Annotated in this window: 19 protein-coding genes; 12 read left to right on the forward strand and 7 right to left on the reverse strand. The window is 70.0% G+C overall.

Annotated features, from left to right (window positions below; all coding sequences use genetic code 11):
* Nucleotide 1: 1 nt before the first annotated feature.
* The 3 genes from H7K62_RS03845 to H7K62_RS03855 are packed head-to-tail and all read left to right on the forward strand — an operon-like array spanning nt 2 to nt 3,299.
* The gene (locus H7K62_RS03845; protein WP_186716628.1) at nt 2–994 is read left to right on the forward strand and encodes an ABC transporter permease; all 993 of its coding nucleotides are present in this window, start codon (nt 2–4) and stop codon (nt 992–994) included.
* Nucleotides 991–1,644 (forward strand): gluconate 2-dehydrogenase subunit 3 family protein, encoded by a 654-nt coding sequence (locus H7K62_RS03850; RefSeq protein WP_186716629.1) that lies wholly within the window; start codon nt 991–993, stop codon nt 1,642–1,644. The genes H7K62_RS03845 and H7K62_RS03850 overlap by 4 nt, the downstream gene beginning before the upstream one ends.
* A complete protein-coding gene (locus H7K62_RS03855; RefSeq protein WP_186716630.1) occupies nt 1,641–3,299 on the forward strand; it encodes a GMC family oxidoreductase in 1,659 nt (552 codons plus the stop codon). Before H7K62_RS03850 ends, H7K62_RS03855 begins: the two co-directional genes overlap by 4 nt.
* A gap of 274 nt (nt 3,300–3,573) precedes the next feature.
* Here the strand turns inward: H7K62_RS03855 and H7K62_RS03860 are convergent, their stop codons facing one another.
* The 4 genes from H7K62_RS03860 to hisD form a co-directional block, all read right to left on the reverse strand.
* Nucleotides 3,574–5,097 (reverse strand): cell wall-binding repeat-containing protein, encoded by a 1,524-nt coding sequence (locus H7K62_RS03860; RefSeq protein WP_186716631.1) that lies wholly within the window; start codon nt 5,095–5,097, stop codon nt 3,574–3,576.
* A 206-nt stretch (nt 5,098–5,303) separates the two neighbouring features.
* On the reverse strand, nt 5,304–6,152 hold the full coding sequence (locus H7K62_RS03865; RefSeq protein WP_186716632.1) for a nitrilase-related carbon-nitrogen hydrolase: 849 nt from the start codon (nt 6,150–6,152) through the stop codon (nt 5,304–5,306).
* A complete protein-coding gene (locus tag H7K62_RS03870) occupies nt 6,149–7,582 on the reverse strand; it encodes an APC family permease (RefSeq protein ID WP_186716633.1) in 1,434 nt (477 codons plus the stop codon). The genes H7K62_RS03865 and H7K62_RS03870 overlap by 4 nt, the downstream gene beginning before the upstream one ends.
* 31 nt (nt 7,583–7,613) lie before the next feature.
* Nucleotides 7,614–8,933 (reverse strand): histidinol dehydrogenase, encoded by a 1,320-nt coding sequence (hisD, locus tag H7K62_RS03875; RefSeq protein WP_186716634.1) that lies wholly within the window; start codon nt 8,931–8,933, stop codon nt 7,614–7,616.
* 89 nt (nt 8,934–9,022) lie between these two features.
* Here hisD and H7K62_RS03880 point away from each other — a divergent pair, with 89 nt between their 5' ends.
* Nucleotides 9,023–9,913 (forward strand): LysR family transcriptional regulator, encoded by an 891-nt coding sequence (locus H7K62_RS03880; protein ID WP_186716635.1) that lies wholly within the window; start codon nt 9,023–9,025, stop codon nt 9,911–9,913.
* A 96-nt stretch (nt 9,914–10,009) separates the two neighbouring features.
* On the opposite strand, the gene H7K62_RS03885 is transcribed toward H7K62_RS03880, so the two are convergent.
* Nucleotides 10,010–12,733: an N-6 DNA methylase gene (locus H7K62_RS03885; RefSeq protein ID WP_186716636.1), complete on the reverse strand. Its 2,724-nt coding sequence runs from the start codon at nt 12,731–12,733 to the stop codon at nt 10,010–10,012.
* A 264-nt stretch (nt 12,734–12,997) separates the two neighbouring features.
* Here H7K62_RS03885 and H7K62_RS03890 point away from each other — a divergent pair, with 264 nt between their 5' ends.
* Both H7K62_RS03890 and H7K62_RS23510 read left to right on the forward strand, forming a co-directional pair.
* Entirely contained in the window at nt 12,998–16,117 is a 3,120-nt protein-coding gene (locus tag H7K62_RS03890) for a DUF3427 domain-containing protein (RefSeq protein ID WP_186716637.1), read from the forward strand.
* An 80-nt stretch (nt 16,118–16,197) separates the two neighbouring features.
* On the forward strand, nt 16,198–16,857 hold the full coding sequence (locus H7K62_RS23510; protein WP_186716638.1) for a restriction endonuclease: 660 nt from the start codon (nt 16,198–16,200) through the stop codon (nt 16,855–16,857).
* A 222-nt stretch (nt 16,858–17,079) separates the two neighbouring features.
* Here the strand turns inward: H7K62_RS23510 and H7K62_RS03900 are convergent, their stop codons facing one another.
* Nucleotides 17,080–18,057: an ADP-ribosylglycohydrolase family protein gene (locus tag H7K62_RS03900; protein WP_370591603.1), complete on the reverse strand. Its 978-nt coding sequence runs from the start codon at nt 18,055–18,057 to the stop codon at nt 17,080–17,082.
* Between the two features lie 254 nt (nt 18,058–18,311).
* Between H7K62_RS03900 and H7K62_RS03905 the strand changes: the two genes are divergently transcribed.
* Nucleotides 18,312–19,556: a hypothetical protein gene (locus H7K62_RS03905; protein WP_186716639.1), complete on the forward strand. Its 1,245-nt coding sequence runs from the start codon at nt 18,312–18,314 to the stop codon at nt 19,554–19,556.
* Between the two features lie 185 nt (nt 19,557–19,741).
* Entirely contained in the window at nt 19,742–20,338 is a 597-nt protein-coding gene (locus tag H7K62_RS03910; protein ID WP_186716640.1) for a hypothetical protein, read from the forward strand.
* Here the strand turns inward: H7K62_RS03910 and H7K62_RS03915 are convergent.
* Complete coding sequence (locus H7K62_RS03915) at nt 20,329–21,228, reverse strand: alpha/beta fold hydrolase (protein WP_186716641.1); 900 nt, start codon at nt 21,226–21,228, stop codon at nt 20,329–20,331. The genes H7K62_RS03910 and H7K62_RS03915 overlap by 10 nt on opposite strands.
* Before the next feature lie 45 nt (nt 21,229–21,273).
* Here H7K62_RS03915 and H7K62_RS03920 point away from each other — a divergent pair, with 45 nt between their 5' ends.
* From H7K62_RS03920 to H7K62_RS03935, 4 genes are all read left to right on the forward strand, one after another.
* A complete protein-coding gene (locus H7K62_RS03920; protein WP_186716642.1) occupies nt 21,274–21,492 on the forward strand; it encodes a hypothetical protein in 219 nt (72 codons plus the stop codon).
* 63 nt (nt 21,493–21,555) lie between these two features.
* The gene (locus H7K62_RS03925; RefSeq protein ID WP_186716643.1) at nt 21,556–22,209 is read left to right on the forward strand and encodes a DUF6318 family protein; all 654 of its coding nucleotides are present in this window, start codon (nt 21,556–21,558) and stop codon (nt 22,207–22,209) included.
* 99 nt (nt 22,210–22,308) lie between these two features.
* Nucleotides 22,309–22,926, forward strand: coding sequence for a hypothetical protein (locus H7K62_RS03930; RefSeq protein ID WP_186716644.1), 618 nt, complete (start codon nt 22,309–22,311; stop codon nt 22,924–22,926).
* 129 nt (nt 22,927–23,055) lie between these two features.
* Nucleotides 23,056–24,120: a PrsW family glutamic-type intramembrane protease gene (locus H7K62_RS03935; protein WP_186716645.1), complete on the forward strand. Its 1,065-nt coding sequence runs from the start codon at nt 23,056–23,058 to the stop codon at nt 24,118–24,120.
* Nucleotide 24,121: the final 1 nt, after the last annotated feature.

The following is a 24,121-nucleotide window of genomic DNA, read 5'->3' on the forward strand; positions in this document are numbered from 1 at the left end:
CATGTCGACCACGTCGTCACCACCCGCCACCGCCGCCGCTGCTCAGGCAGCGCCGCAGCGCGAGAGCCTCCTGCAGCGGCTCGACTGGCGCCGCTACATCATCTACATCGGCTTCGTCGTCATCTTCGCCGCCTTCGCGGTCACCCTCGGCGACAACGGCTTCCTGTCCACCAACAACCTGCTCAACATCGTGCGGCAGTCGGCGATCATCGCGATCATCGCCGTGGGGATGACCTACGTCATCGCCTGCGCCCAGATCGACCTGTCAGTGGGCTCCACCGCCGGCCTGGCCAGCGTCGTCACCGCGATGGCCATCTCCTCGTACGGGCTCGTGGCTGGCATCGCCGCGGGCCTGCTCGTCGGCCTCGTGGTCGGCTGCATCAACGGCGCCCTCGTCAGCATGCTCAACATCCCCTCGTTCCTCGTGACGCTGGGCATGCTGGGCATCGCCGTCGGCGTCGCCCAGTGGATCACCGACTCCGCGCCGCAGCCGATCCTCAACAGCACGTACAACCTCGTCTTCGGGGGCGGGAACTTCGGGCCCGTGCCGGGGCTGCTCGTGTGGATGGCGATCGTGGTCGCCGTCGGCGCCGTGGGTCTGGCCAAGACCCGGTTCGGCCGGCAGGTGCTCGCCACCGGCGGCAACCGGATGGCGGCGGACTTCACCGGCGTGAACACCCGCCGGATCACGTTCTCGGTGCTCGTCATCTCCTCGGTGCTCGCGTCGCTGGCGGGCATGCTCTACGCGGGCCGGCTGGAGTCCGGGCGCTTCCAGTGGGGCACCGGCGACGAGCTCTCCGCGATCGCCGCGGTGATCCTGGGCGGCACGAGCCTGTTCGGCGGATCCGGTGCCGTGATCGGCACCTTCGTCGGAGCGCTGCTCATCGGCCTCATCAACAACGGGCTGGTGCTCGCCGGGCTCGACACCAGCCAGCAGCAGGTGGTCCGCGGTGTGATCATCATCCTCGCGGTGGCGCTGGCGAGGCGGAAGTGAACGACACCTTCTTCGACCCGCACCAGCGCGCGACGATCGCCGCCGCCATGGCGCGCATGATCCCCACGGACGACACCCCGGGTGCTGCCGAGGCCGGGACCATCGACTTCCTCGACGGGTACCTGTCAGGGACCGACCGCATCTACGCGGCCCCGGACGGCAACGGCTTCGAGGTGCTCACCGGCCGCCGGCTCGACGCGTGGACGCAGCGCCTCGAGGTGGTGCGGGCCCGCTACGTGGCCGGTGTCCGCGCCCTGGACGCCGCCGCCGAGCGGCGCGGCGGGCGGTTCGTCGACCTCAGCGGCGAGGAGCAGGACGACGTGCTGCGCGAGGTCGAGCGCCCCGAGGGGCGCGAGCAGGAGGCGGACGCAGCCCGCGCCAAGGTCGCCCTCTACGGCGCGCCCGTCGAGGCTGCGCTGCAGCAGACCAGCGCCGAGGTCGACCTCGGCTTCGTGCCGCTCCTGGCGCTGCACACCCGCCAGGGCTTCTACGCCGACCCCGTCTACGGCGGCAACCGCGACCACGTGGGCTGGAAGGTCATCGGCTTCCCGGGGCCCGCGAGCCTCGCCGAGGTCCACCAGGGCCGCTACACGACCATCGACTACTTCGCCGAGGACCGCGTCCACCCCGGCACGGAGGGCCTGTCATGACCAGCCAGACGACCGCCGGGACCCGGCACGACCCCACCGACGTCCTCATCATCGGTGCCGGCGCCTCGGGTGCCACCGCCGCCAAGGTGCTCACCGAGAGCGGCCTGCGGGTCGTGGCCCTGGAGAAGGGCCCCTGGCGCACCAAGGAGACCTTCAGCGGTGACGAGCTGGCGAGCATCAACCGGTACGACCTGTGGCCGGACCCGCTGCTGAACCCCCGCACCCACCGCACCGGCGTGGACGAGCCCGCCACCACGCAGCTGTTCTGCCCGGTCCCCCAGATGGTGGGCGGCGGCACCGTGCACTGGCAGGGCTGGCTGCCGCGCTTCACGGAGGAGGACTTCAGGTTCCACTCCGTGGTCGGTGACGTCCCCGGCGCCTCCCTGGCCGACTGGCCGATCAGCTACGCCGAGCTCGAGCCGTACTACACCGCGGTGGAGTGGGCCTTCGGCGTCTCCGGGCAGGCGGGCGCCAACAGGTACGAGTCGTTCCGGTCCAAGGGCTACCCGTGCCCGCCGATGCCCATGTCGCGGTACGCGGAGAAGTACCACCGGGGTGCTGCAGCCCTGGGGTGGAACACCTTCCCCACCCCGCAGGCGGCGCTGTCGCAGCCGTTCGACGGGCGCCCGGCGACGGTGCTGAGCGCCTTCGCGCAGCAGCACGGTGACCCGTCAGGGACGCGGTCGAGCGCGCTCAACGTCTTCGTGCCTCAGGCCGTCGCCACGGGGCGCTACGACCTGCGGCCTGACAGCGTGGTGCGGGAGATCACCGTCGACGCGCGCGGGCGCGCGACCGGCGCGGTGTACGAGGACGCCGAGGGGCGCCTGCACGAGCAGCGCGCCGACGTCGTCGTCCTGGCGTGCGGGGCGGTGGAGACCGCCCGGCTCATGCTGCTGTCGCGCTCCGCGGCCCACCCCCACGGCCTGGGCAACGAGAACGACCTGGTGGGCCGGAACGTGACCTTCCACGAGTTCAGCTCCGCCGTCGCCACCTTCGACGACCCGATCTACGCGTGGGCGGGCGGTGGGTACGTCAGCGCGAGCTCGTTCGAGTTCTACGGGCACGACGACAGCCGCGGGTTCGCCGGCGGCGGCCACATGGCGACGTCGGGGGTCGGCATCCCGCTGCCCATCAACTGGTCGCTGCCCGACCGTCCCGCGTGGGGCGCGGAGGCCAAGCGCGTGGACAGGGAGCACTTCAACCACTCGATGGCCGCCTCGATGGTGGTGCACGACCTCCCGCAGCACGACAACCGCGTGGACCTGGACGACGAGGTGGTCGACGACTGGGGCCTGCCGGTGGCGCGCATCACCCTCACCCCCCACGAGAACGACCTGGCGATGGGGCGGTTCCTCATCGACAGGAGCGCGGAGATCCTCGAGGCGGCGGGCGCCACCAGCGTGCAGAAGGTCTACCCGGACCGCGTCACCGGCAACTGCTCCCACCAGCACGGCACCGCGCGCATGGGGAACGACCCGGAGACGTCGGTGCTGGACCGGGACTGCCGGGCGCACACCGTCGAGAACCTCTTCGTGGTGGACGGCAGCTCGTTCCCGACCGGCACCGGCGCCAACCCGACGCTGACGATCATGGCCAACGCGTGGCGCGTGGCGGAGCGGATCGCCGCGGGGCGCGACGCGGCGACGAGGGGGTGACGGCGTAGGGCGCCCCGGTCGGCTGCGGCTGACCGGGGCGCCCGTGCTGACAGGCGTCGTCGTGGGAGGTGCGGCGCTCTCGTGGGGGGAGGCGGGCCGCACGTCACCGGGTGGTGACGCAGCCGTGACGGCGAGCCGGTCAGCCGGCTCCGAGAAGTGGCCCCTTGGGGGTGATCGGATGATCACTCCCAAGGGGCCACTTCCCGGAGCCGCCATCATCCAGACCACCGGCGGCTGTCCCCGCGATGTCAGGGCGCCGCGGTCACACCCGTCGTCAGCCGACCTTGGACCAGGTGCCGCAGCGGCTCGACGTGAACATGACGTCGTCAGCGCTGATTTCGACGGTCGCGGTGGCGCCCTTCTCGACGATGTCGTTGGCGATGATCGTGTCGCTGCCGCCCGTGGCGGCGCTGCTGCGCTGCCAGTAGCAGGAGTCGTTGCTCCTGGACTGGTACGTACCCGGCGCGACGTGGATGTTGACGAGCCAATCACCCTCGCCGATGGACGTCTGCGGACGCGGCGTGGTGTCGACGGCGCTCCAGGCGCTGCACCGGCTGCTCTTGAAGACGACGTCTGTGGGCAGGATCGTCACGATCGACTGACCGCTGGTGATGTCGTTGGCGAGGATGGCGTCGGTCTTGCCGGACGCGTTCGAGGCGCGCTCCCAGTAGCAGCTGTCGTTCTTCGTCGAGATGTACGTGCCCGCGGGGATGTCCTTGCCGACCAGCAGCGAGCCGCCGCCGTACGTCTTGCCCGCGGGGGCGGCCGGCGGCGGAGCCGAGGCGCAGACGCTCATGCTCGCCGCGGCGTCGGACACCGCCCGCGTACCACCGAGCACCGTGACGCTGGAGCCCTTGAGTCGCGCGAACTCCGCGGTGGTGGCCGCGGGCGCGCATGAGTCCCGGGCGAGCAGCAGCGGCTGGCCCTTCGAGGCGGCCAGCGGTCCCGCGGCCAGCGCGTCGGGGAAGTTGGCGCCGGTGGCCACGAACGCGCCGTCCGCGGTGCCAGGGAAGCCGAGCTGGGAGACGAGAGCCGCCGTCGCGTAGCGGTCGCTGCCGCCGACGCGGTCGACGCCCGCGCCGGGCACGGCCGCCTTGACCTGGCCGACGACGCCGTCGGACACGACCCCGCTCGACCCGAGGACCACCACCCGGGTCGGAGCGAGGTCCTTGAGGGCGTTGCTCGTCTCGAGCGGCAGCGAGTCCTGCGGGGTGAGCAGCAGGGCGCTGCGGGAGCGGGTGGCGACGGCGGAGGCGGCCAGCGCGTCGGGGTAGTTCAGCCCGGTCGCCAGGTAGACGGTGCCTCCGGTCCTGACGCCGGCCGCGGCGGTGATGGCGGCCGCCGTGCCGTAGCGGGTCGAGCCGGAGATGCGGCTGGGGCTGTCGTCCCAGTTCCGCAGCTGCTGGACGACGTCGTCGGTGACGGCACCGCCGCCACCGACGACACGGATGTCGGCGGGCTTGAGGCGGTCGAGCTCCGCGGTGACGGACGCGGGTAGGGCCCCCGACCTCGGGACCAGCAGGAGCGGCGCCGGTGAGGCGTGCTGCTGCGTGGCCGGGCCGGTGGCCAGGGCGTCGGGGAAGTTCTCACCCGAGGCGATGTAGACGACCTGCCCCGAGACGGCGGTCGGCACGAGGGCCCTCGAGACGGCGGCTGCGGTGGCGTAGCGGTCGTCGCCCTGGACCCGGTTCACCGACGGAGCGGCAGCAGCCGCCGTCGTCGTCCCGAGGCCGAGCAGGCCGATGGTGGCTGCGGCGCAGAGCGCGGTCAGCCGTCGTGAGGTGGCGGTCCAGGACACGTCCTCCAGCCAAGGTCACCCCTGGCGCTGCTCGCGGGACCGTGAGGTGCGTGTCGTGACCCCTCCTGGGATGACAGCGGCGTGCCGCTTGTTCGTGAGGCTCCGCAGATGCGCCCCTTGGGTGTGACCGATCAGTCACGCCCAAGGGGCCACTTCCCGGAGCCGTGCGCCGAGACCGCGCCGTCACCCCGCCCTAGACCACGGCCCTAGACCACGGCCCCGTACAGCTCGGGGCGGCGGTCGTCCAGGAGGTGGGCGTGCTCCGTCAGCCGCTTGTCCCGCGACGCCGCCAGGTCGAGGTCGGCCCACGCCACGCCCGTCCCGGCGCCCACCTCGGACACCACCCAGCCGTCGGCGCTGACGATGCTCGTGCCCTCGTTCCAGTCCACGCCGCGCTCGGTGCCGGACCGGTCGGCGCACGCGATGGCCACGTGGTTGACCCGTGCCGCCGCCATGGCGATGACCACCTCCGGCACCCGCTCGCCCGCGGGGCGCGGCACGAGCGGCCAGTTGGTCGGTACGGCGATGAGGTCCGCCCCGGGCCGCTCGGCTGTAGGGAGCGCGGCGGTCCGGGTCCACTCGGGGAACTCGAGGTCGTAGCAGACCATCACGGCGATGCGCCCGTGCGCGGTGTCCACCACGGGCGGCGCCGAGGAGCCGGGGGTGAAGACCAGCTTCTCCCGGTCCCACAGGTGCGCCTTGCGGTACACCGCGCGCACGCCGCTGGCGTCGACCACCGCGGCTGAGTTGTAGAGCAGGCCGTCGTCGCCGAGCTCGCAGAACCCGCCGACCACCACGGCCCCGTCACGGGCGGTGCACGCCGCGGCCCAGGCCGCGAAGACGCCGTGCTCGGGCGTCACCGCCACGCCCCGCGCCTCCTCGGGGGAGGAGAACACGTAGCCCGACGTCACCAGCTCCGGCAGGACGACGACGTCCGCGCCCGCGCTGATCGCCGTCCGCACCGCCGTCGCCGACACCTCAGCATTGGCAGGGAGGTCGCCGACGGTCGGCGCCAGCTGGCACGCCGCCACCCGCGTCGTCGTCGTCGAGCTCATGACTGCGACCGCTCCAGGCTCGCCCGCACGCGCCCGGCGAGCCCCGGCGCGAAGGAGATCGCCACGCCGAGCACGAGCCAGGCGAGCACCACCCACGGGAACCACGAGTACGGCGCCTCGAGGCCCACGGCGTTGCGGTAGATCGTGTAGATGACCAGCGCCAGGCCGAGCACCGGCACCACCACCTGCCACCGCGGCGCCTTGGCCGCACCGCGGAAGAACAGGAAGCGGATGGCGCCGGCCGTCGCCAGCACGTACGCGACGAGCAGCGCGATGGTCCCGATGGTGAGGGCGTAGTAGGTGGCGTTGAGCGCACCGGAGGTGACGGTCAGCCGCTCGATGACGACGACGAGGAGCGTCAGCACCCCGGCGACCACCAGCGCCGTCGACGGCGCGCCGGTGGGGGACAGGCGGGCGATGCCGCGCTGGCTGCCGGTGTCGCGCGCCAGGGCGAACAGGATGCGCGCGGCCGCGGAGACGGTGCCGAGGAAGATGGCGAAGAGGCTGACGATCGCGGCGACGGTGAGCAGGTCGCCCAGCCACGCGCCGACGTAGGCGGTGCCCAGGTCGAGGTAAGGCGCACCGGCGGAGGAGAAGGCCTGGGTGCCGGCCTCGTCGGTGCCGTAGCCGAGGGACTGCGCGACGATCGAGAGCAGGTAGAACGCCCCGACCACCACGATGGCGATCTTGAGGGCGCGGGGGATGTCGCGCTTGGGGTCCTGCGTCTCCTCACCGAGCGCCGCGGCACCCTCGAAGCCCGCGAACGCGAGGAAGCCGAACACCGCGGCGGCGGCGATGGTCGCGACGCCCGTGCCGGACGGGAGACTGAGGAAGTCGGCGTTCAGGCTGCGCCCGCCCGGCGCGGTGCCCGTGCCCAGGCGCACGAGGATGACGACGCTCAGCAGCGTCACGAGCGCCGCGCCGATGAGCTCGGCGTACAGCAGGGAGCGCGTGATGACGTGCACCTCGCGCCGGGCCAGCACCAGCACGACGGCCAGGGCGACGACGAAGACCAGCGCGTAGTCGACGCTGAACCCGGCCCCGAGCCTGTCGAGCAGCTGGTCGAGGAAGAAGCCGATCTCCATGCCGGAGCCGGCGCCGATGGTGACGTAGGCGAAGAACAGCGCCCACCCGGCGACGAAGCCCGAGCGCGGGCCGAGCGTGATGCCGACCAGCGCGTACACCGAGCCGGTGTGGGAGATGTGGCGCGACAGCTTCACGAAGCCGTACGCCACCAGCGAGACGGCGACGAGCGCGAAGACGAACGCCCACGTCGCGCCCGGGCCGAGGATGCCGGCGGCGCCGGCGCCCAGCAGGGCCATGACGCCGACGGGGCCGATGAGGCCGACGGAGAAGGCGGCGGCGTCGGCGACCTTGAGCTCGCGCTTGAGGCCGCCTCCCGTCGTCGTCGAGGGTGCGGTGGTGCTCATGTCGCTCCTGGTGGCTCGAGGTGGCAGAGGGTCAGGCGGACCAGCGGGCGGTGCGGAGCGTGGCGGTGGCGCTGTGGGCGGCCATGCCCTCGGAGTCGGAGATGACCTGCACGGCCGTGGCCAGCAGCGGCGTCGCCTCCTGGGTCACGCGCTGGTAGGTCAGCGGCTTGAGGAAGCGCGAGACCGACAGGCCCGCGCTGTGCTTGGCGCCGCCGGCGGTGGGGAGCACGTGGTTGGTGCCGGCCATGCCCTTGTCGGAGTAGGCGACGGTGGACGCCTCCCCGAGGAAGAGGGAGCCGTAGTTGCGGAGCCGGGCGTGGTACCAGTCGTCGTCGGCGGTCTGGACCTCGAGGTGCTCGGGGGCGAGGTCGTCCATGAGGGTGGCGGCGGTCTCGCGGTCATCGGCGACGAGCACCGAGCCGAAGTCGCGCCAGGCGGGGCCGGCGATGTCGCGGGTGGCCAGGGTGGCGAGCTGCTTCTCGACCTCCGCGACGACGGCGACGCCCAGCGCGTGGGAGGTGGTGACCAGCGCGGCGGGGGAGGTGGGGCCGTGCTCGGCCTGGCCGAGCAGGTCCGCGGCGACGAGCACCGGGTCGGCGGTCTCGTCAGCGATCACCGCGACCTCGCTGGGGCCGGCGGGCAGGTCGATGGCCACCCGACCGAACAGCTGCCGCTTGGCCTCGGCCACGTAGGCGTTGCCCGCACCGACCAGCATGTCGACCGGGCCGTCACCGACCAGGCCGAAGGCCATCGCGGCGAGCGCCTGCACGCCGCCGAGCACGAAGACCCTGTCGACGCCGGACACGTGCGCGGCGTAGACGACCGCGGGGTTGGCGCGCCCGTCGGGCTGGGGCGGGGTGCAGGCGACGACGTCGCCCACGCCGGCGGCCTTCGCGACGCCGACCGTCATGAACGCGCTCGCAGTCAGCGGGAAGCGGCCGGCGGGCAGGTAGGCGCCGACGCGGCCGACGGGGATGTAGCGGTGGCCGACGACGAGGCCCGGCTCGAGCTCGGTCTCGACGTCGACGAGGTGGTTTCGCTGGACCTTCGCGAAGGCCTGGGTGCGGCGGGCGCCGAGCTCGATGGCCTCGCGGAGGTCTCGCGGGAGGGCGTCGGCGGACTTGGCGATGTCGGCGGGGGAGAGCTCGACGTCGCGGCCGTCCCAGCGGTCCAGCTCCGCGGCGTGCTTGAGCACGGCGTCCATGCCGCCGGCCTCGATGTCGAGCAGCATCTGGCGGACGCGGCTGGCGACGGCGGGGTCGTGCTGGGCGGGCGGGGCGTCGACGGCGGGGGCCTTCAGGGTGGTGAAGCGGCCGGCGAGGGAGGTGAGGACGGCGGGCGTGGAGAGCACGTCAGCGACGGTAGGGAGACGCGCATCACCAGGACAAGAGGGCGACGTCTTGTGCGAAGCGCAGGGTTTCCTTGTGGATACTGAGCGGCGTGACGTTGGTGCAGCTGCGGGCGTTCCTCGCTTCGCTCAAGACGGGGAGCTTCACGGGCGCGGCCCGGGAGCTCGGGATGACGCAGGCGTCGGTGTCGGAGCTGGTGCGTCGGCTGGAGGAGGAGTCCGGCGGTGAGCTGTTCGTCCGCGGGGCCCGCCGACTGGTGGTGACGGCGGCGGGTCGTGAGCTGGCGCCCTACGCGGAGCAGGCCGTAACGGCCGCCGACGCTGGCGCGCGTGCGGTGGCGGCGCTCGGGGCGCTGGGGGGTGGGACGGCGTCGTTCGGGCTGCTGCGCAACGCCGACCACTACGCGCTGGCCGGTCTGGTGGAGCAGTTCCACACCCGCTACCCCGCGGTGCGGGCGAGGTTCATCGGCCAGAACTCGGTGGAGGTGGCGGCCTCCGTGGTCTCCGGCGAGCTCGAGGCGGGTCTTGCTGTGCTGCCCGTCGACGACGACGGGCTGGACGTGGTGCCGCTGCTGCGCGACGAGGTGCTGTGGGTGTCGGCTGATGCGTCGCGGCTGCGGGAGGCGGTGTCGATCGCTGACGTGGCTGCGGCGCGGCTGGTGCTCTACGACGCGCACTACGGCTGGCGCGACCCCACGCGCCGCCAGCTGGCCGAGAGGGCACAGCTGGCGGGGCTGTCGCTGGAGGCGAGCATCGAGGTGGAGCACGTCGAGACGGCGCTCCGGCTCGTGGCCCGCGGGCTGGGGGACACGTTCGTGGCGAGGGCGGTGACGCAGTCGGCGGTGTTCCCCGAGGGGCTGCACGTGGTGCCGTTCGCGGACCCGCTCTACGACACGGTGGCACTGGTCAGCCGCCGCGGTGCAGTGCTTTCACCGGCGACGCGGGAGATCGCCCGGATGGCGCGGGCAATGCTTGACGCTTAGCCCAGGTCGTCCGCCACGCGGCGGACGACCTGGGTCCAGAGGCTGGGACACGGCTCAACCGGGCCGAACAAGGCCCAGCGTTCACCTGTGAAAGGGTCAGCGTGGTGGCTTGAAAGCGGAAATTATGGTCTCCGAGAGTGGCGTCTCAAGAAAGAGCCCTTGCGAAACAGCGTCCAAAGCGCTCCTGCGCTGTCGGGCAGCTTGAGCTTCGGCCTCGTCAGCCAAAGACAAAGAGGCAATAATCTCATGAGCCACCGCCTCCGGGGGGCGGGGAAGAAGCATCTCGCTCAAAGTCGACCAATTGACCCGGGTACGTCCTATTCCTGTAGATCGAAGTAACATGTCGGCTCGTGCCTCAGAAGATCTCAGCATGGCCCAGAGCACATACGTGTGTATGTCTGAGGAACTTCGAATTAGAGTATACTCGCTAGTGACAATAGTGCCATCCAAGTGCTCCGGGACTATCCCAACCGCTCCGTGAATGGCATTGATGTGACTAATTGCAATATCGCCAGCCCTGACCCAGGTATACCTTCCTCGTGGCAAGTCGCCAATCGATACCGTTTCGGCCGCCTCGCAGAATCCGTCGTACGAGACGCGCAAATAAGTGACTTCATCAGTTCCGGCTTCATCGAAGTTGACCGGTCTTGCAGCCGCATCTGCGAGTGCCAACACATTCTCCACATAATCACCTAGGCGAATCCCAGGTAGGCCAGCTGCGGTCCATCCAATCTCCCTATGCCGAAGTTGCGGCATTACTGCCTTCACGTCCATGCGTTCAGATATCGCGCTGGCTGGGACGACCCAATCCCGGTTCGCAAGGGCGCCTGTTTTGAATTTACGGAAGAGGTCGATCACCGAGGCTACCTCAGCGTCGGCGTTCTCTCTATTAACCGCATCAATAGGAAGAACGCGTTGGCGTGGCGAGTCATCGACACCCACTGACGAGCAGTAGTACATGAAGACGTCAGGCTGCTCCTCACTCTCTTCAGACTTCTTGCGAAGCACTAGGAGGGAAGTCTTGACGCGAGCTTGAGAGCGCTGGAATGCATCTCCGGGAAGCGAGATGACAGCTTCGATAATGAAATGTGAACGGAGCCATGAGCGAAGTCGAGAGTGGCTCGGGCCGCCTAAGATTCCATCGTCAACTACCGAGATCAGGCGACCCCGTGGAGCGAGTAGTTCGTAGTACCGTTCAAAGAAGAGATGCATCGATGAAACGGCCTGGATAGGTGCCCGCCCACCGCCTTCACTATTAAAAGCAAGTTCATAGCTATCCAGGAGTTCATTGTCCGACATCTGCTTGCGATTGTACTCTTTGGCAAATGGGGGATTGGTTAGTGCAACGTCAGCAACGCCCGCGCGCGGTCCGCCAGTGTGCTCGTTCAAACTGTTGCTGACGAGCTGTTTAAAGGCGGCCTTCTCCTGCACCAACTCTACGTCATCGGTCTCTTGCCTACGAACGCTTTTATCCAAGGCGTCAAGTTGAAAAATCTTACTTCCGCCATCTCCGTGCAGATACATGTTAATACGGGCGATCCGAGCCAGAGCAGGATCTCGAGCGATATCGACTCCGATCAAGGATTCATTAGCAACTTTGCGCTTGAGCTGTTCCTTTTCGATGTTACTTAGAGATGCATTTTGGTCAATCTTCTGCTGCAGGACCGAGAGTGCTTCGATCAAAAACCCCCCCGTTCCGCAGCATGCGTCGATTACCCGGTCCACCCTGTGCTGATCCGCATGAAGATCTGCGATCCCAGTGGCGAGTTTCACGATGCTGCGAGGCGTGAAGTACTGACCAAGGTCCTTGCCGCGCAAAGTTGAGTTCAGGAATGTTTCGAACATTCGGCCGTTCAAATCTTCGTCAATGCTATGGAGGTCGATGTGCTCGAGGCGGCCAGTGATGGCCTTTAGAGTTTCGGCTGAGAGGTTAATTCGCTCACTTGGTGCGAAGATGCGTCGTTTACTGTTGTTGGCAATCTCGAGCTCGAAGGCCTCTATACGCCCCTTGAAAAGAATCGCGTCGAGCGGGTTGGCGGTTTCTTGCTCTCGTGATTCGATCCACTGCCTCGAAAAATAGACTTCGCTAGCAGGCACTGATAGTGAGCCGTTGGCAAGCCTCCTGGCTGCGGGCGACGCTATGACCTGTCGGTCCGACCACAGTTTCAGGAAGATAACCTTAACGAACTCCATAAATGCAGCGGTATAGCTTAAGTTTTCACGCTTGTAGATTGTTCGATGAATCCAGGCAAAATGTGTATTTAGTTCCGCTACTGACAACTTCTGTAGCTGAAACGTCTCTGAGGGCTGGGCCTCAATGATGCCTCGCGTTCGACGCATGTTGTTCTTTGCTACAATTTCACGCAAGGCTAGATAGTTTGCATTGCCATCGGCGAAATCGTGCCAGGCCGTTGTGACCAGCGGAGTGTCACTGTCCCACCGATAAAGGCGGGATTCGACGCCATTGGTCAAAAGAAAGTAGTCGACTGTGGCGGCACCTGCACGCGCGGTCCTGTTGAATTCGAAGCAGTAGCTAGCTGCTTGACCGGTCCAATCGTCGATGCTTTCCTCGGTACCCTTAGCCTCGATAATCCATCGCAGAGTGCCGGATGGCGCTACTCCAAAGTCCGGGCGCCACCGTTCCTGGGATCTCCCCCGATTGATAGACAATTCTCTCATGGACATCTTGGGCTTGATCTCAGAATCTTCGTAGCCAAGGTCTTGAAGAAGGCGGGCCACAAAGAAAGTCTCGACTGTTGCCTCGTTCCCGAGGTCAGATAGGCGACCGAACTTATTGGAGGTCTGCTGCTCGCTTGGCACGAAATTAGCTTATCAGTACTAGGAAGCTATGGGTAATGCGAGGGTGTGTAGGCTTCTGCGCTTGACACGCAAACTCATGGACAACCATGTATTGGAATTTGTGATCCTGTGGCGGTAAGGATCTCTCTAGGTGCGTATTTGTCGGTTAAGAGATTGCCGGAAAGTTGTCGCCTCAATGGTTGTTTTCTTCTCGTCGAGGAGGCCTGGCCTGACTGCAAATGGATCCTTCGGCATCACTTCCGTGCGCCGTGACAAACTCGCAGCGTGACCGCTGTAACCCCGCCCGGTGCCTACGAGGCCCTCCTCACCCAGCGGCTGCACCAGGCGCTCGAGGCCTCCGACCTCGTCGCGGAGCACGGCACCGTTCCCGACGCCGCCGCCCCCGACGTCCTCACCCGCCACGTCGCCGTTGCCGTCCAGCGAGCCCTGGCGAGCGCCAGGCCCGAGCAGCGCGCCAATCTCGTGAATCGCGTCCTCGACCTCGTCGGAGCGCCTGAGGACGACCACGTCAGCCAGATCGAGCAGCTCCTGGCCCTGCGCCTCGCCGGGCTGGGGGAGGGCTGGCCCCACCACCGACCCGTGACGCCGCTGTCCGACGTCGCCCTGCTCACCAACAGCCACGGCGAACCCAACCTCGGCGCCGAGCTGCGCGCCGAGATGGCCAGCGCTGACGACGTCGACCTGCTGTGCGCGTTCGTCCGCTGGCACGGCATCCGGGTGCTCGAGGACTCCCTCAAGGAGCTTGCGGAGCGCGGACGCCCGCTGCGGGTCATCACCACCACCTACTGCGGTGCCACCGAGCGCAAGGCCCTCGACGTGCTGGTCCGCCGCTACGGCGCGCAGGTGAAGGTCCGTTACGAGACGCAGAGCACCAAGCTGCACGCCAAGGCGTGGCTGTTCCGCCGCGGGTCGGGATTCGACACCGGCTACGTCGGCAGCTCGAACCTGTCGAAGTCGGCGCTGGTCGACGGGCTGGAGTGGAACGTCCGCATCTCCTCGGTCGCCACGCCCACGCTGGTGCGCAAGTTCGAGGCGACCTTCGACACGTACTGGAACGACGCCGGGTTCCTCGACTACGACCCCGACCGCGACGCCGCCCTGCTCGACCGCGCGCTCGTCGAGCAGGGCGGCGGGCCGCGCACCACGCTCGTCGTCCCCGTCTCCGGGCTCGACGTGCAGGCGCGTCCTCACCAGGTGGAGATCCTCGAAGCGCTGGACGTCGAGCGGACCGTCCACGACCGGCACCGCAACCTCGTCGTCGCGGCCACAGGCACGGGCAAGACCGTGGTCGCCGCGCTCGACTTCCGCCGGATCCGTGAGCAGTGGGCGGCGGAGCGCCGCGGCGAGCCGCGGCTGCTGTTCGTCGCTCACCGCAAGGAGATCCTCGAGCAGTCGCTGCGCACCTACCGCGAGGTGCTCAAGGACGGCTCCTTCGGCGAGCTGCACGTCGGCGAGTACAAGGCCGAGCAGTGGCGGCACGTGTTCGCCAGCGTCCAGTCGCTCACCGCCCAACGCCTCGCGCTGCTCGACCCCGATCGGTTCGACGTCGTCGTCGTCGACGAGTTCCACCACGCTGACGCGTCGAGCTACCGGCGGCTGCTCGACCACCTGCGTCCCGCCGAGCTGCTGGGGCTCACGGCGACGCCGGAGCGCGGTGACGGCGTCGACGTCCGCAGCTTCTTCGACGGGCGCACGGCCTTCGAGCTGCGGCTGTGGACGGCGCTCGAGGCGGACCTGCTGTGCCCGTTCCACTACTTCGGCGTGCACGACGGCACGAACCTCACGCGCGTCGACTACGGGCGGCGGGCGGGGTACGACCTCAACGGCCTGTCCGACGTCTACACGGGAAACGACGCCCGCACCCGCATCGTGCTCAGCACCTTGCGGGATCGGGTCACCGACGTCGACAGCATGCGCGCGCTCGGCTTCTGCGTGTCCGTGGCGCACGCGCAGTACATGGCGCGGCGCTTCAGCGAGGACGGCATCCCCGCGCTCGCCGTCCACGGCGGCACACCAGCGCACGAGCGCGAGCAGGCGTTCCGAGCGCTGGCGGCCGGGGATGTGCGGTGTCTGTTCGCCGTTGACCTCTTCAACGAGGGCCTCGACGTCCCTGACGTCGACACGATCATGCTCCTGCGTCCCACGCAGTCGGCGACGGTCTTCCTGCAGCAGCTCGGGCGCGGGCTGCGACGCGCGCCGAACAAGGCGGTGCTGACGGTGCTCGACTTCATCGGGCAGCACCGCGCTGAGTACCGCTTCGACGTGAGGTACCGCGCGCTGACCGGCGCGACGCGGTCGCAGCTGGAGGCTCAGCTCGAGCAGGGCTTCCCGTACCTGCCGCCCGGGTCGCAGCTGGTGCTCGACGCTGTGAGCCAGAAGATCGTGCTGTCCAACGTGCGCTCTTCCCTGAGGATGGCCAAGGAGGAGCTGCTGGCCGACGTCCGCAGCTACGCCTCGGGCGGTCGGGTGCCGACGCTGCAGGAGTACCTCGACGAGAGCGGTCGTGAGGTCGCCGACGTCTACCGCGATCGCGGAACCTACGGCAGCTGGACCGCGCTGCTGCGCGCTGCGGGTCTGCCGACGCCGGAAGGCGGTACGGGGGAGGCCGCGCTGTTGAAGCGCGTGGCGGCTCTAGTGCACGTCGACGACGACGAGCGCGCCCGTGCCTACGCCCGCTTCCTCACCCCGGGGGCAGTGCCCTACGAGGACCTGAGCGATCGCGAGCAGCGGCTCGCGCGGATGTTGTTCTTCACGCTGTGGCCGAACCGCGGTGGATTCAGGTCGTACGAGGAGGGCTTCGCCCACCTCCGGGCCCACCCCGCGGTGGTGGCGGAGGTCCAGCAACTGATGGCCGGTGCGGTGGAGCGGGCGCGGCACGCACCGAAGCCGCTCAGCCCGGCGTTGGCGCACCTGCCGGTGCTCAGCCACGCCACGTACCGGCGTGACGAGCTGCTTGCGGGTCTCGACTACGCCGACGAGAAGCGGTCGACCGCCGGTCACGTCAGCGGGGTGGCCTGGTGCGAGAGGACCGCGGTGGACGCGCTGCTCGTGAACCTCCGCAAGGACGAGCGCGCCTTCACCCCGACCACGATGTACCGCGACTACGCGCTCTCGCCGCGGCTGTTCCACTGGGAGAGCCAGAACGCGACGTCGCCGGAGTCACCGACGGGGCGGCGGTACGTGGAGCACGAGGCGGCCGGGTCGCACGTGGTCCTGTTCACGCGAGAAGCGCCGAAGGGGGAGATGGGGACGCCGCCGTTCCTCTGCCTCGGGACGGCGACGTACGGCGAGCACCGCGGGGAGAGGCCGATGGCTGTCACATGGGAGCTGCGTCGGCGGATGCCCGCGGACGTCGTGCATGCGGCGTCGGCGGCCAGCGCCTGAGGCGCGGATGATGCGTGTCGTTCCCCGGCTGCACGTCCCGTCCCGGAAACGATGCATGCAGAGCCACGTGAGGAGCAAAGGTGTCCCGACGCCGCCGCAAGAAGACGACCGCTTCTGATGTCCTCGGAGCGGCCGCGGTTTTGATGGTTGTCGCGGGCGCTGTCCTCAGCGTCATCTTCGCCTTCTTGTCGGCCGTGTGGGACAGCGCTGGGATCTTCAGATGGCCCATCATCTGCGTCTTGCTCGCCTTGATTGTCCTCGCACTCAGGCGAAGAAGTCGTAAGCGCCGTGCAGCTCGTGCGCTGGTGCAGGCCCGATATGAACGCCAGATGCAGATGGACCAGGACTTTGGGTACACGAAAAGCTTGTCGCCGAAACAGTTTGAAGAGCAAGTTGCTCGTCTTCTGCGCCGCGACGGATGGTTCAACGCCGCTGTCGTCGGAGGCGCAAATGATCGGGGCGCCGATGTCATCGCAACTCGGAACGGCCACAAGATGGTGGTCCAGTGCAAGCGATACTTCGGACACAAGGTCACAAGCCGGGAGATGCAGCAGTTCGTCGGAATGTGCTACGACGAGCATAGAGCCACCATTGCTGTCTTTGTCACCACCTCGTCCTTCACCAAGGAGGCGCGTGCTATCGCGACCAGCAGACGGGTCGTTCTGATCGAAGAGCGAGACTTCACACGGTGGCAGTCCTTTGGTGAGGGTGATTTCCTGAGGATCGGGGCGACCAGCTGACGAATGGGGAACGGATGGCGATCACGCCGCGTGCGCACTCACAAGAGGGATTCTTTACCCCAAGGTAAGTCGTGCTCACCGAGGCAGCTGGCCGAAGAACAACGTGATGCCTTACCTGATCGCGAGCAGATGCGAGGGCGACGGGAGCGAACCTCGAGTTGGGCGGCGTTTCGACGAACCCGTCGATCGGACCACGGACGCTCCCGCTGAGCCAGTTCCCGTCTACCCAGTCCAGCCCGACGCTGCGGTGTCCCGGGCGAGCCGCTTCAGGTCAGCGGCACGGCGGCCGCCGATGCCGTGGACGAGGCGGCGCCAGTCGGGCGGGACCAGGCCGGCGCCCCAGCGAGCGCCGAGGAGCGCTCCCGCGATCGCCGCGACGGTGTCCGTGTCGTTCCCCGTGCGGACCGCGGCGTGCAGCGCCGGCTCGAGGTGGTGCTGCGGCGTGGAGGTGATCGCCGTCCACGCGTCCTGGAGCGCGGCGACGGTCCACCCGTTGCTCGCAGCCGGGTCGCGCTCGCCGCGGGCAGCTGAAGCAAGGCGGCGTCCCCAGAGCTGTCGGCGATCCGGAGGGAGGAGGTCGAGGCCGCTCTCGACGTCGAGGCGCCCGTCCAGCACGGCGATCCGCACCGCCTCGCTCCACAGCACGCACGAGTCGCCGGCGTCCGGGTCGGCGTGCGTCAGCTCGGCCACGGCTCGCGCGGCGCGGGCGGTGGCCTCGCGGTCGTGCAGTCGCGTCAGCCCGACGACGCCCGTGCGCATGAGGGCTCCGTTGCCGCCAGTGCGCTCACCAGCGGCGGCGAGTGCGGCGCAGGAACCGCGGAGGCGCCCGGCAGAGCCGGGGCCGGGCGACGTTGCGCCGAGCACCTTCGCCGTCTGGATGCCGATGTCAGCCGGGCCGTCCGCGGCCCAGGCGATGAACCCATCGGCGATCTCGTCGAGCGCCTCGGCGGAGGTGAGGTCGAGCCCGCGCGAGGACACCTCAGCGATGATCACGGCCATCTGCGTGTCGTCGCTGTACTCGCCGGGGGCGTAGTCGCCGAGCCCACCGCCGAGCATCTCGGCGCGGCCTCCGGTGGCGTCACCGAGGTGCGGCAGCCGCTCCTGCGGGACGAACTCGTAGGGAACGCCCAGGGCGTCACCGACCGCCTGGCCCAGGAGCACCCCCTGGGCCCGGTCGAGCTGCATATCGCTGAGCTGCACAGGCCCTCCTCCGCTCGTGCCTCGCCACCTCGCGCCTCCGGAAGCGGCTGCGCCTCAGCATCCTCTGCGCTGGTCCACCTTCGGGTGGGACGTCCCGTCGTCGTCCTGTCGTGGTCTAGGAGGCGCAGCACGGACGGCCCACCGGCGCAGCGACGTCCCGGGTGAGGTGGATCAAGGTGGGGCGGCGGGAGTGCCGATCCGTCGGGTGAGCGTGCGACCAGCCGCCTGCCCGCCCGACACCCGGAGACGCGCCGATGCCCTGGAACGAGCCGATCGACCCGACGGGCGTGGCCCGCGCGATCGCTGACGACGTGCAGGTGTTCCGCCCGGAGCCGGGCACCGGACCCGTGAGGCTGCCGAGCTGGGCGCGGTTCTACCTGGCGCCGGCGGCGCTCGTCGTCGTCGTCCAGCCGGGGCTGGCCTGGAACCAGGCGGAGCAGGCGCTGGCGTACGGGCTGCACCACTCCGAGGCGGTGGGGGTGCCCTTGGCGCTCGCCTTCCCCGAGGAGGCGGGGGGAGGCAGCAGCCCGGTCCGGGCGTCGCGGGTGCGAGCCGCCTACCTGCGGCCCGGGCGCGTGTCGGTCTGGACGTACGGGCCCGTGGACGGTGCCCACCCGTGCCGGCCGCTGACCCGTGAAGAGGCGCAGGTGGCGGTCCGGGAGGCGTCGACGGTGCTGCGCGGGCAGGTCAAGCCCCTGCCGCACGACCACGCCGAGGACGTCGCCGCCGCCCTGGCCCGCGCCGTCGACGAGCTGACCGACCTGCCGCTGGTCCCGACGCCGCGCAGCGCGTCGCGCACGTGGACCTACCGCGGTCTGCGGGTGCTGTCGGTGATGGCGTCCACCGACGAGACGGTGGTCCGCACCGGCGTCCACTCCACCGACCGGCGCCTCAGCCACGAGGGCCGGCACGCGATCCGGCCCGGGGCGCTCTCGGACGAGTTCGCGAGGGCGATCCTCGAGGAGGTGCGGGAGGCCTGCGCCGGCCGGGCGGTGGCCAAGGAGAGCGAGCAGCGCGCGGAGCACTGGTTCTCCAGCGCTCTGCCCGCGCTGCTGCCGCAGGTGATGCCGCTCGTGGAGCGCGAGGTCGGACGGTCGGTGCTGCGCGAGGTGCCGACGTACCGCCCCGCCGGGGGGACCGGCTTCATCGACCTGGTGGCGCTCGACGACGACGGGACGCTGCACGTCATCGAGACGACGCCCGGCAGCGACCCGATGCTCGTCCTGCAGGGCCTCGATCACCTCATCTGGGTCGAGGCGAACACGCGGCTCCTGCTGGAGGCCTTCGGCGTGGCGCGTGTCGAGCGCGTGGTCATCGACTACGTGCTGGCCGACCGCAAGGGCGAGGCGTTGCCCGCAGGCACGGACGTCATGGGGCCGTACGCGGCTGCCAGCCGCGCCGCGCTCGCGGACGACGTCCGCTGGCAGGTGCACGTGGCCGAGGCGTGGACGTCGAACGCAGGTCGGCTCGTGCCGGTCCCCGTCCCGTCAGGCCGCTGACGCGGACCGCTCGTAGCGCCACACGAGGCCGTCCCGGTCGCGGCGGCCTCGCTGGAGCTGTGTCGGGTCGGTGGTGCGTCCAGGCGGTCCCCGTCAGGAGACCAGGACGTCGATCACGCCGATGCCGCGCTGGTGCACTCGCTCGCGCGATCGAGCCGTCCCACGAGGCTGCCGATGGTGCTGGGGTGACCGAGCTCGCGCCGACCTGGATCCCGCCCGTCGTGCCGGCGGCCGAGGAGCGCCCGCTGACCGGGTCGGAGCGGTTCCTCGGTGTGGATGCCGGAGTCGGCGACTTCTGGCGGTTCGCCATGGGCGACCTGCGCAGCAACACCACGCGTGGTCTGCTGGCCGAGTTCCTCGTGCAGTGCGCAGTCGGAGGTCGCGGTGTGCGGGAGGAGTGGGCTGAGCACGACGTGACAGCCCTCGACGGGACGACGATCGAGGTCAAGAGCGCAGCACGGCTGCAGGCGTGGCCGCAGCGCCGAGCTGCGGTGCCGCGCTTCGGGGGTCTGCGCAGCCGCATCTGGACGGACGGCGCCGGCCGAGCGGACGTGGCCACCCACCACGCGCAGGTGTACGTCTTCTGCCTCCACACCGAGATCGACCCTCGCGCCTACGACGCGCTCGACCTCGACCAGTGGCAGTTCGCCGTGTTGAGCGGGGAGGCCGTCAGGGCGCAGGGCTGTGCCTCGCTGGCCTGGCCGACAGTGCTCAAGCTCGCCGGCGAGCCCCTGCACCACGGCGATCTCGACACAGCCGTCCGAGCGTGTCGTCAGGTGTGAGTCCGCAGGAACCCCGTCACCAGCATCTCGAACTCTGCCGGCTGGTCTTCCCACGGCAGGTGACCTGCCCTCTCCACGACCGCCAGCTCGGCGCGCGGCAGTGCTGCGGCCACCGCGAGCGTCCCCGTCGCGGGCCGCGGGTCCTCCGCGCCGCGGATGAGGAGCACCGGCACGTTGATCCCCGTCAGCTCCGCCAGCGCCTCGCCGGGGTCGCGCCCGAACTCCTCGGCCGCCATCGCGCGGTTCGCGTGCTCGTTGACCGGCAGGGGAGTGGCAGCGAAGGACTCCACCGCCGCCACCGTCGCGGATGTCGCAGGGGCGGGGTGGTCGGGCAGCCACTGCAGCGTGCGCCACCGCACCTCCTGCGCCCACGTCCGCCCGCGCTGCCCGAGCTCCTCAATCTGCTTGTGCTCCTCCATCTCAGCTGCGGTCAGCCGGCTCGCCATCGCGGCCCCGGCTTGCGCGCGCTGCGACGGCCAGTCCGGTCCCGTCCCCGCGCACCACACCAGGGCGCCGACGCGGTCCGGGTGCGCTGCGGCGTACCGCGCGGCGATCGTCGCCCCGAAGGAGTGCCCGAAGACCGCCCACCGCTCGTGGCCGAAGGCCTCCCGCAGCTCCTCTAGGTCGGCGACCGCTCGCGCGATCGACTGCACGTCGCTGGGCTCGGAGCGTCCGCAGCCGCGCTGGTCGTACCGGTGGGTGGTCAGCGAGTCGGCCACGCACGCCGCCACCGGCTCGAGGTAGTCCCACAGGCCCGGACCTCCGTGCACCAGCACGAGCGCCGGCGGCCCCTCGTCGTCGTCCCCGTCGGTCACCCAGGACGACGACGTCCACAGCTCCACTCCGTCGCGCATCCGCACCCGCCGCTCCCCGGCGTCCGCGTCGGTCACCGGACCAGCCTGGCAGCGCCGGCGCCCGCGAGGCACCATGGCGTGATGACCAGGCCGCTGCTGTGCCCCGGCTGCGGGGAGCGGGAGGGTGTGCGGCTGGTGCTCGGGTACCCGAACGCGCAGGCGCGGGCCGAGGTCGAGCGCGGCGACGCCGTGTGGGGCGGCTGCTTCATGCCGTACCCGCCTCCGCCGCGGCCGTGGGTCGACACGGCGTGCCGTGCGTGCGGTGCGCAGTGGTCGAGCGAGGCCAAGCCCTCCCGCTGACGTCCGGGCGGCGCCGACGACGGCCGAGTTGTCCACAGGGGCACGGCCAGGACGAGCACGCGCGTGCCCGGCCTCCCTAGCCTCCGGGGCATCATCGAACACCGGGTCTCAGCCCTGCCGCTGCCGGAGGCGCCCGAGCACCGGGCGCGCCGTCGTCTCCGGCGCGCGGGCGCCTTCGCCCTCGTCGCCCTGGGACTGGCCGGTGGGTACTTCGTGACGCTGCCCCTGGTGACCTTCGTGGTGTGGGTCACGGGGTCCTACCTGCTGTTCGGGGACAGGGGGTTGGAGCACGTGGCGCAGACGGTGCAGGCTCACGAGGAGCTGCCCGCCCCGGGGCCGCCGCCGACGGCGCCGGTGGCCAGGAGGGACGCCGAGGGGGCGGCAGAGGCAGCGCGGTACTTCGTCGCCTCCTACGAGTACGGGTACACCAGCGGTGACCCCGCCTGGATCGAGGAGCTCTCCACCCCGCAGTGCGCCACCTGCGCCTCTGCGGTGAGGGCGATCGACCTGGTCGACCAGCGGGGTGGGCGCTTCCTGATGATGGACTTCGAGCCCACGGCCGTCACCGTCACCTCCTTCACCCCGGAGCGCGCCGCCGTCCACCTGTCGGTGGCGATCTCTGACGCCGCCATGTCCACCAGCGACGGGGGCATCGCCGAGCTCGGGGGTGGGAACGTCGAGAACGACGTCGTCCTCGTCTGGCAGGACGGCCACTAGCTGGTCGACAGCCTCGACGATGGGCTGTGGGCCCCCGGCCAGCACGCCTGACCGCGGTGCCTGACGCTGGTGTCGGGGGGCGCTGGCACGCTGGGCCGCGTGTCCAACAGCGCGGTCTCGACGGTCACGGTGTGGTCCACCGACCCGGCTGCTCTGGCGGCGGTGAAGGCGCACGCGGCGGCGTCCCCAGGTCGTGGCGGCAGCACCGCCGGCGGTCCTGGCACCCACCGCCTCCCGGGGTGGCTCGGCGGGCTGGGGAAGCGGCTCGACCGCTCGCGGGCCGCGACCGTCGAGCGTCCGTTCTCGCTGGAGGCCGTCGTGCCGACCGGCATGGAGCTCGACGCGTGGGACCGCGACCGCGCCCTGGAGCTGTGGGGCACGAGCCTGCCAGAGAAGGACTCCTCGCTGGAGCACGAGAACGAGGACCGGCTGGTCTACGAGCTGGTCACCGCCTACTCCCAGCCCACCGCGGTCTTCCGGGCGCTCAGCGCCGCGCACCCGTCGGTGGTGCTGCACGCCGTGACCACCTGCGAGGGCGAGTTCGCCGCGGTCGGCTGGTACGTGCGCGGCGAGGCGGTGGACGAGCGGGAGGCGGAGCTCGACCTCACCGACGAGCAGTGGGAGGAGTGGGACGGCGAGTGGGACCTGCCGGCCGACTGGTCCTTCGACGTCAAGAGGGCCCGGCAGCTGGCGACGGAGGGGCCGACCAGCGGCTGACGGGTGGCGGGTCATCGGCGGGTGGGTTCGGCTGGGCGAAGGACGCCGCTCAACTCAGCGGCGCAGCCCGTCGACAAGGACGCGGAGGGCGGAGCACCCGCGCCGCGTCCTGCCGCTGGGAGAGCACTCGTGACGAGCAACACCGACCCGGGCGCTGGGGTGACCGCGCACGTCGACACCGCCTTTGCGCACGACGCGGTCCTGGACAGCGCTGGATGCGCCGCCTGCGGGGCCGGACTCGTGTCCGCGGCCGCGTTCTGCGGTAGCTGCGGGCATCGCCGGGGTGCTCCCGTCAGCCCGGCGGAGACGGTCATGTCGCCCTTGCCGACAGCACCTTCGGTCAAGGTGTCACTGACGTTGCAGCCGCTCATCGCCTGGGCGCGTGAGCCCGGCTTCTGGCGCGGCTGGGTGGGGCCGTTCGCGCTCTTCGCCGTCGCTCCGTTCGCCCTGCTGCAGGCATCGGGTGAGACGGAGTCGCGAGTGATCGCCACAGGCTTCGCGGTCTACTTCGCCCTGCTGTGGGGGCTGGTCCTGCACCGGGTCATCGCTCCCGAGCCGCAGGACCGGTGGCTGCTCGTGCGCATCAGCCTCTTCACGGCCTTCGTCGGAACCGCGCTGGCCATCGCGATCGAGGAGTGGGTCCTCTCGGACGCCCCGCAGCTGCCCGACTACGTCTTCGGCGTCGGGCTGCCGGAAGAGGCGGTCAAGGCGCTTCCCGTCTTGCTGTTCGTCTTCCTGAGCCGTCGGTCCTGGACCCCTCGCACGTTCATCTTCGCCGGGGTCGTCAGCGGCCTGACGTTCGGCGCTGTGGAGGCGATCAGCTACACGGGCCTCTACGAGCAGCTGTCCGACCTGGGCGCAGGCACCTATGGCGACATGACGGCTGCCACCATCTGGCGCCTGCTGTCGGGAGGTCTCTTCCACGGGTGCCTGGCCGGGGTGCTCGCGTACTTCATCGGGCTGGCGTACTGGTACCGCCGCTCGGCCGTGGTCCTCGTCGCCCTCGGTCTCGGTCTCGTCTCGGTGCTCCACGGCTTGTACGACGACCTGTCGGGTGGATGGCTCGGCACGGCGGTGGCGGGCTTCACGATCGTCGTCTTCGCCGCCTACGTCCGCATCGGGGACGAGATCGCGCTGCGTCTCGGAGAGCCCGACCAGCAGCGCCCCGCTGCACTGACCGGAGGCGCCCGGTGAG

It is taken from the genome of Quadrisphaera sp. RL12-1S (genome assembly GCF_014270065.1).
In the GTDB taxonomy this organism is placed as follows: domain Bacteria; phylum Actinomycetota; class Actinomycetes; order Actinomycetales; family Quadrisphaeraceae; genus Quadrisphaera.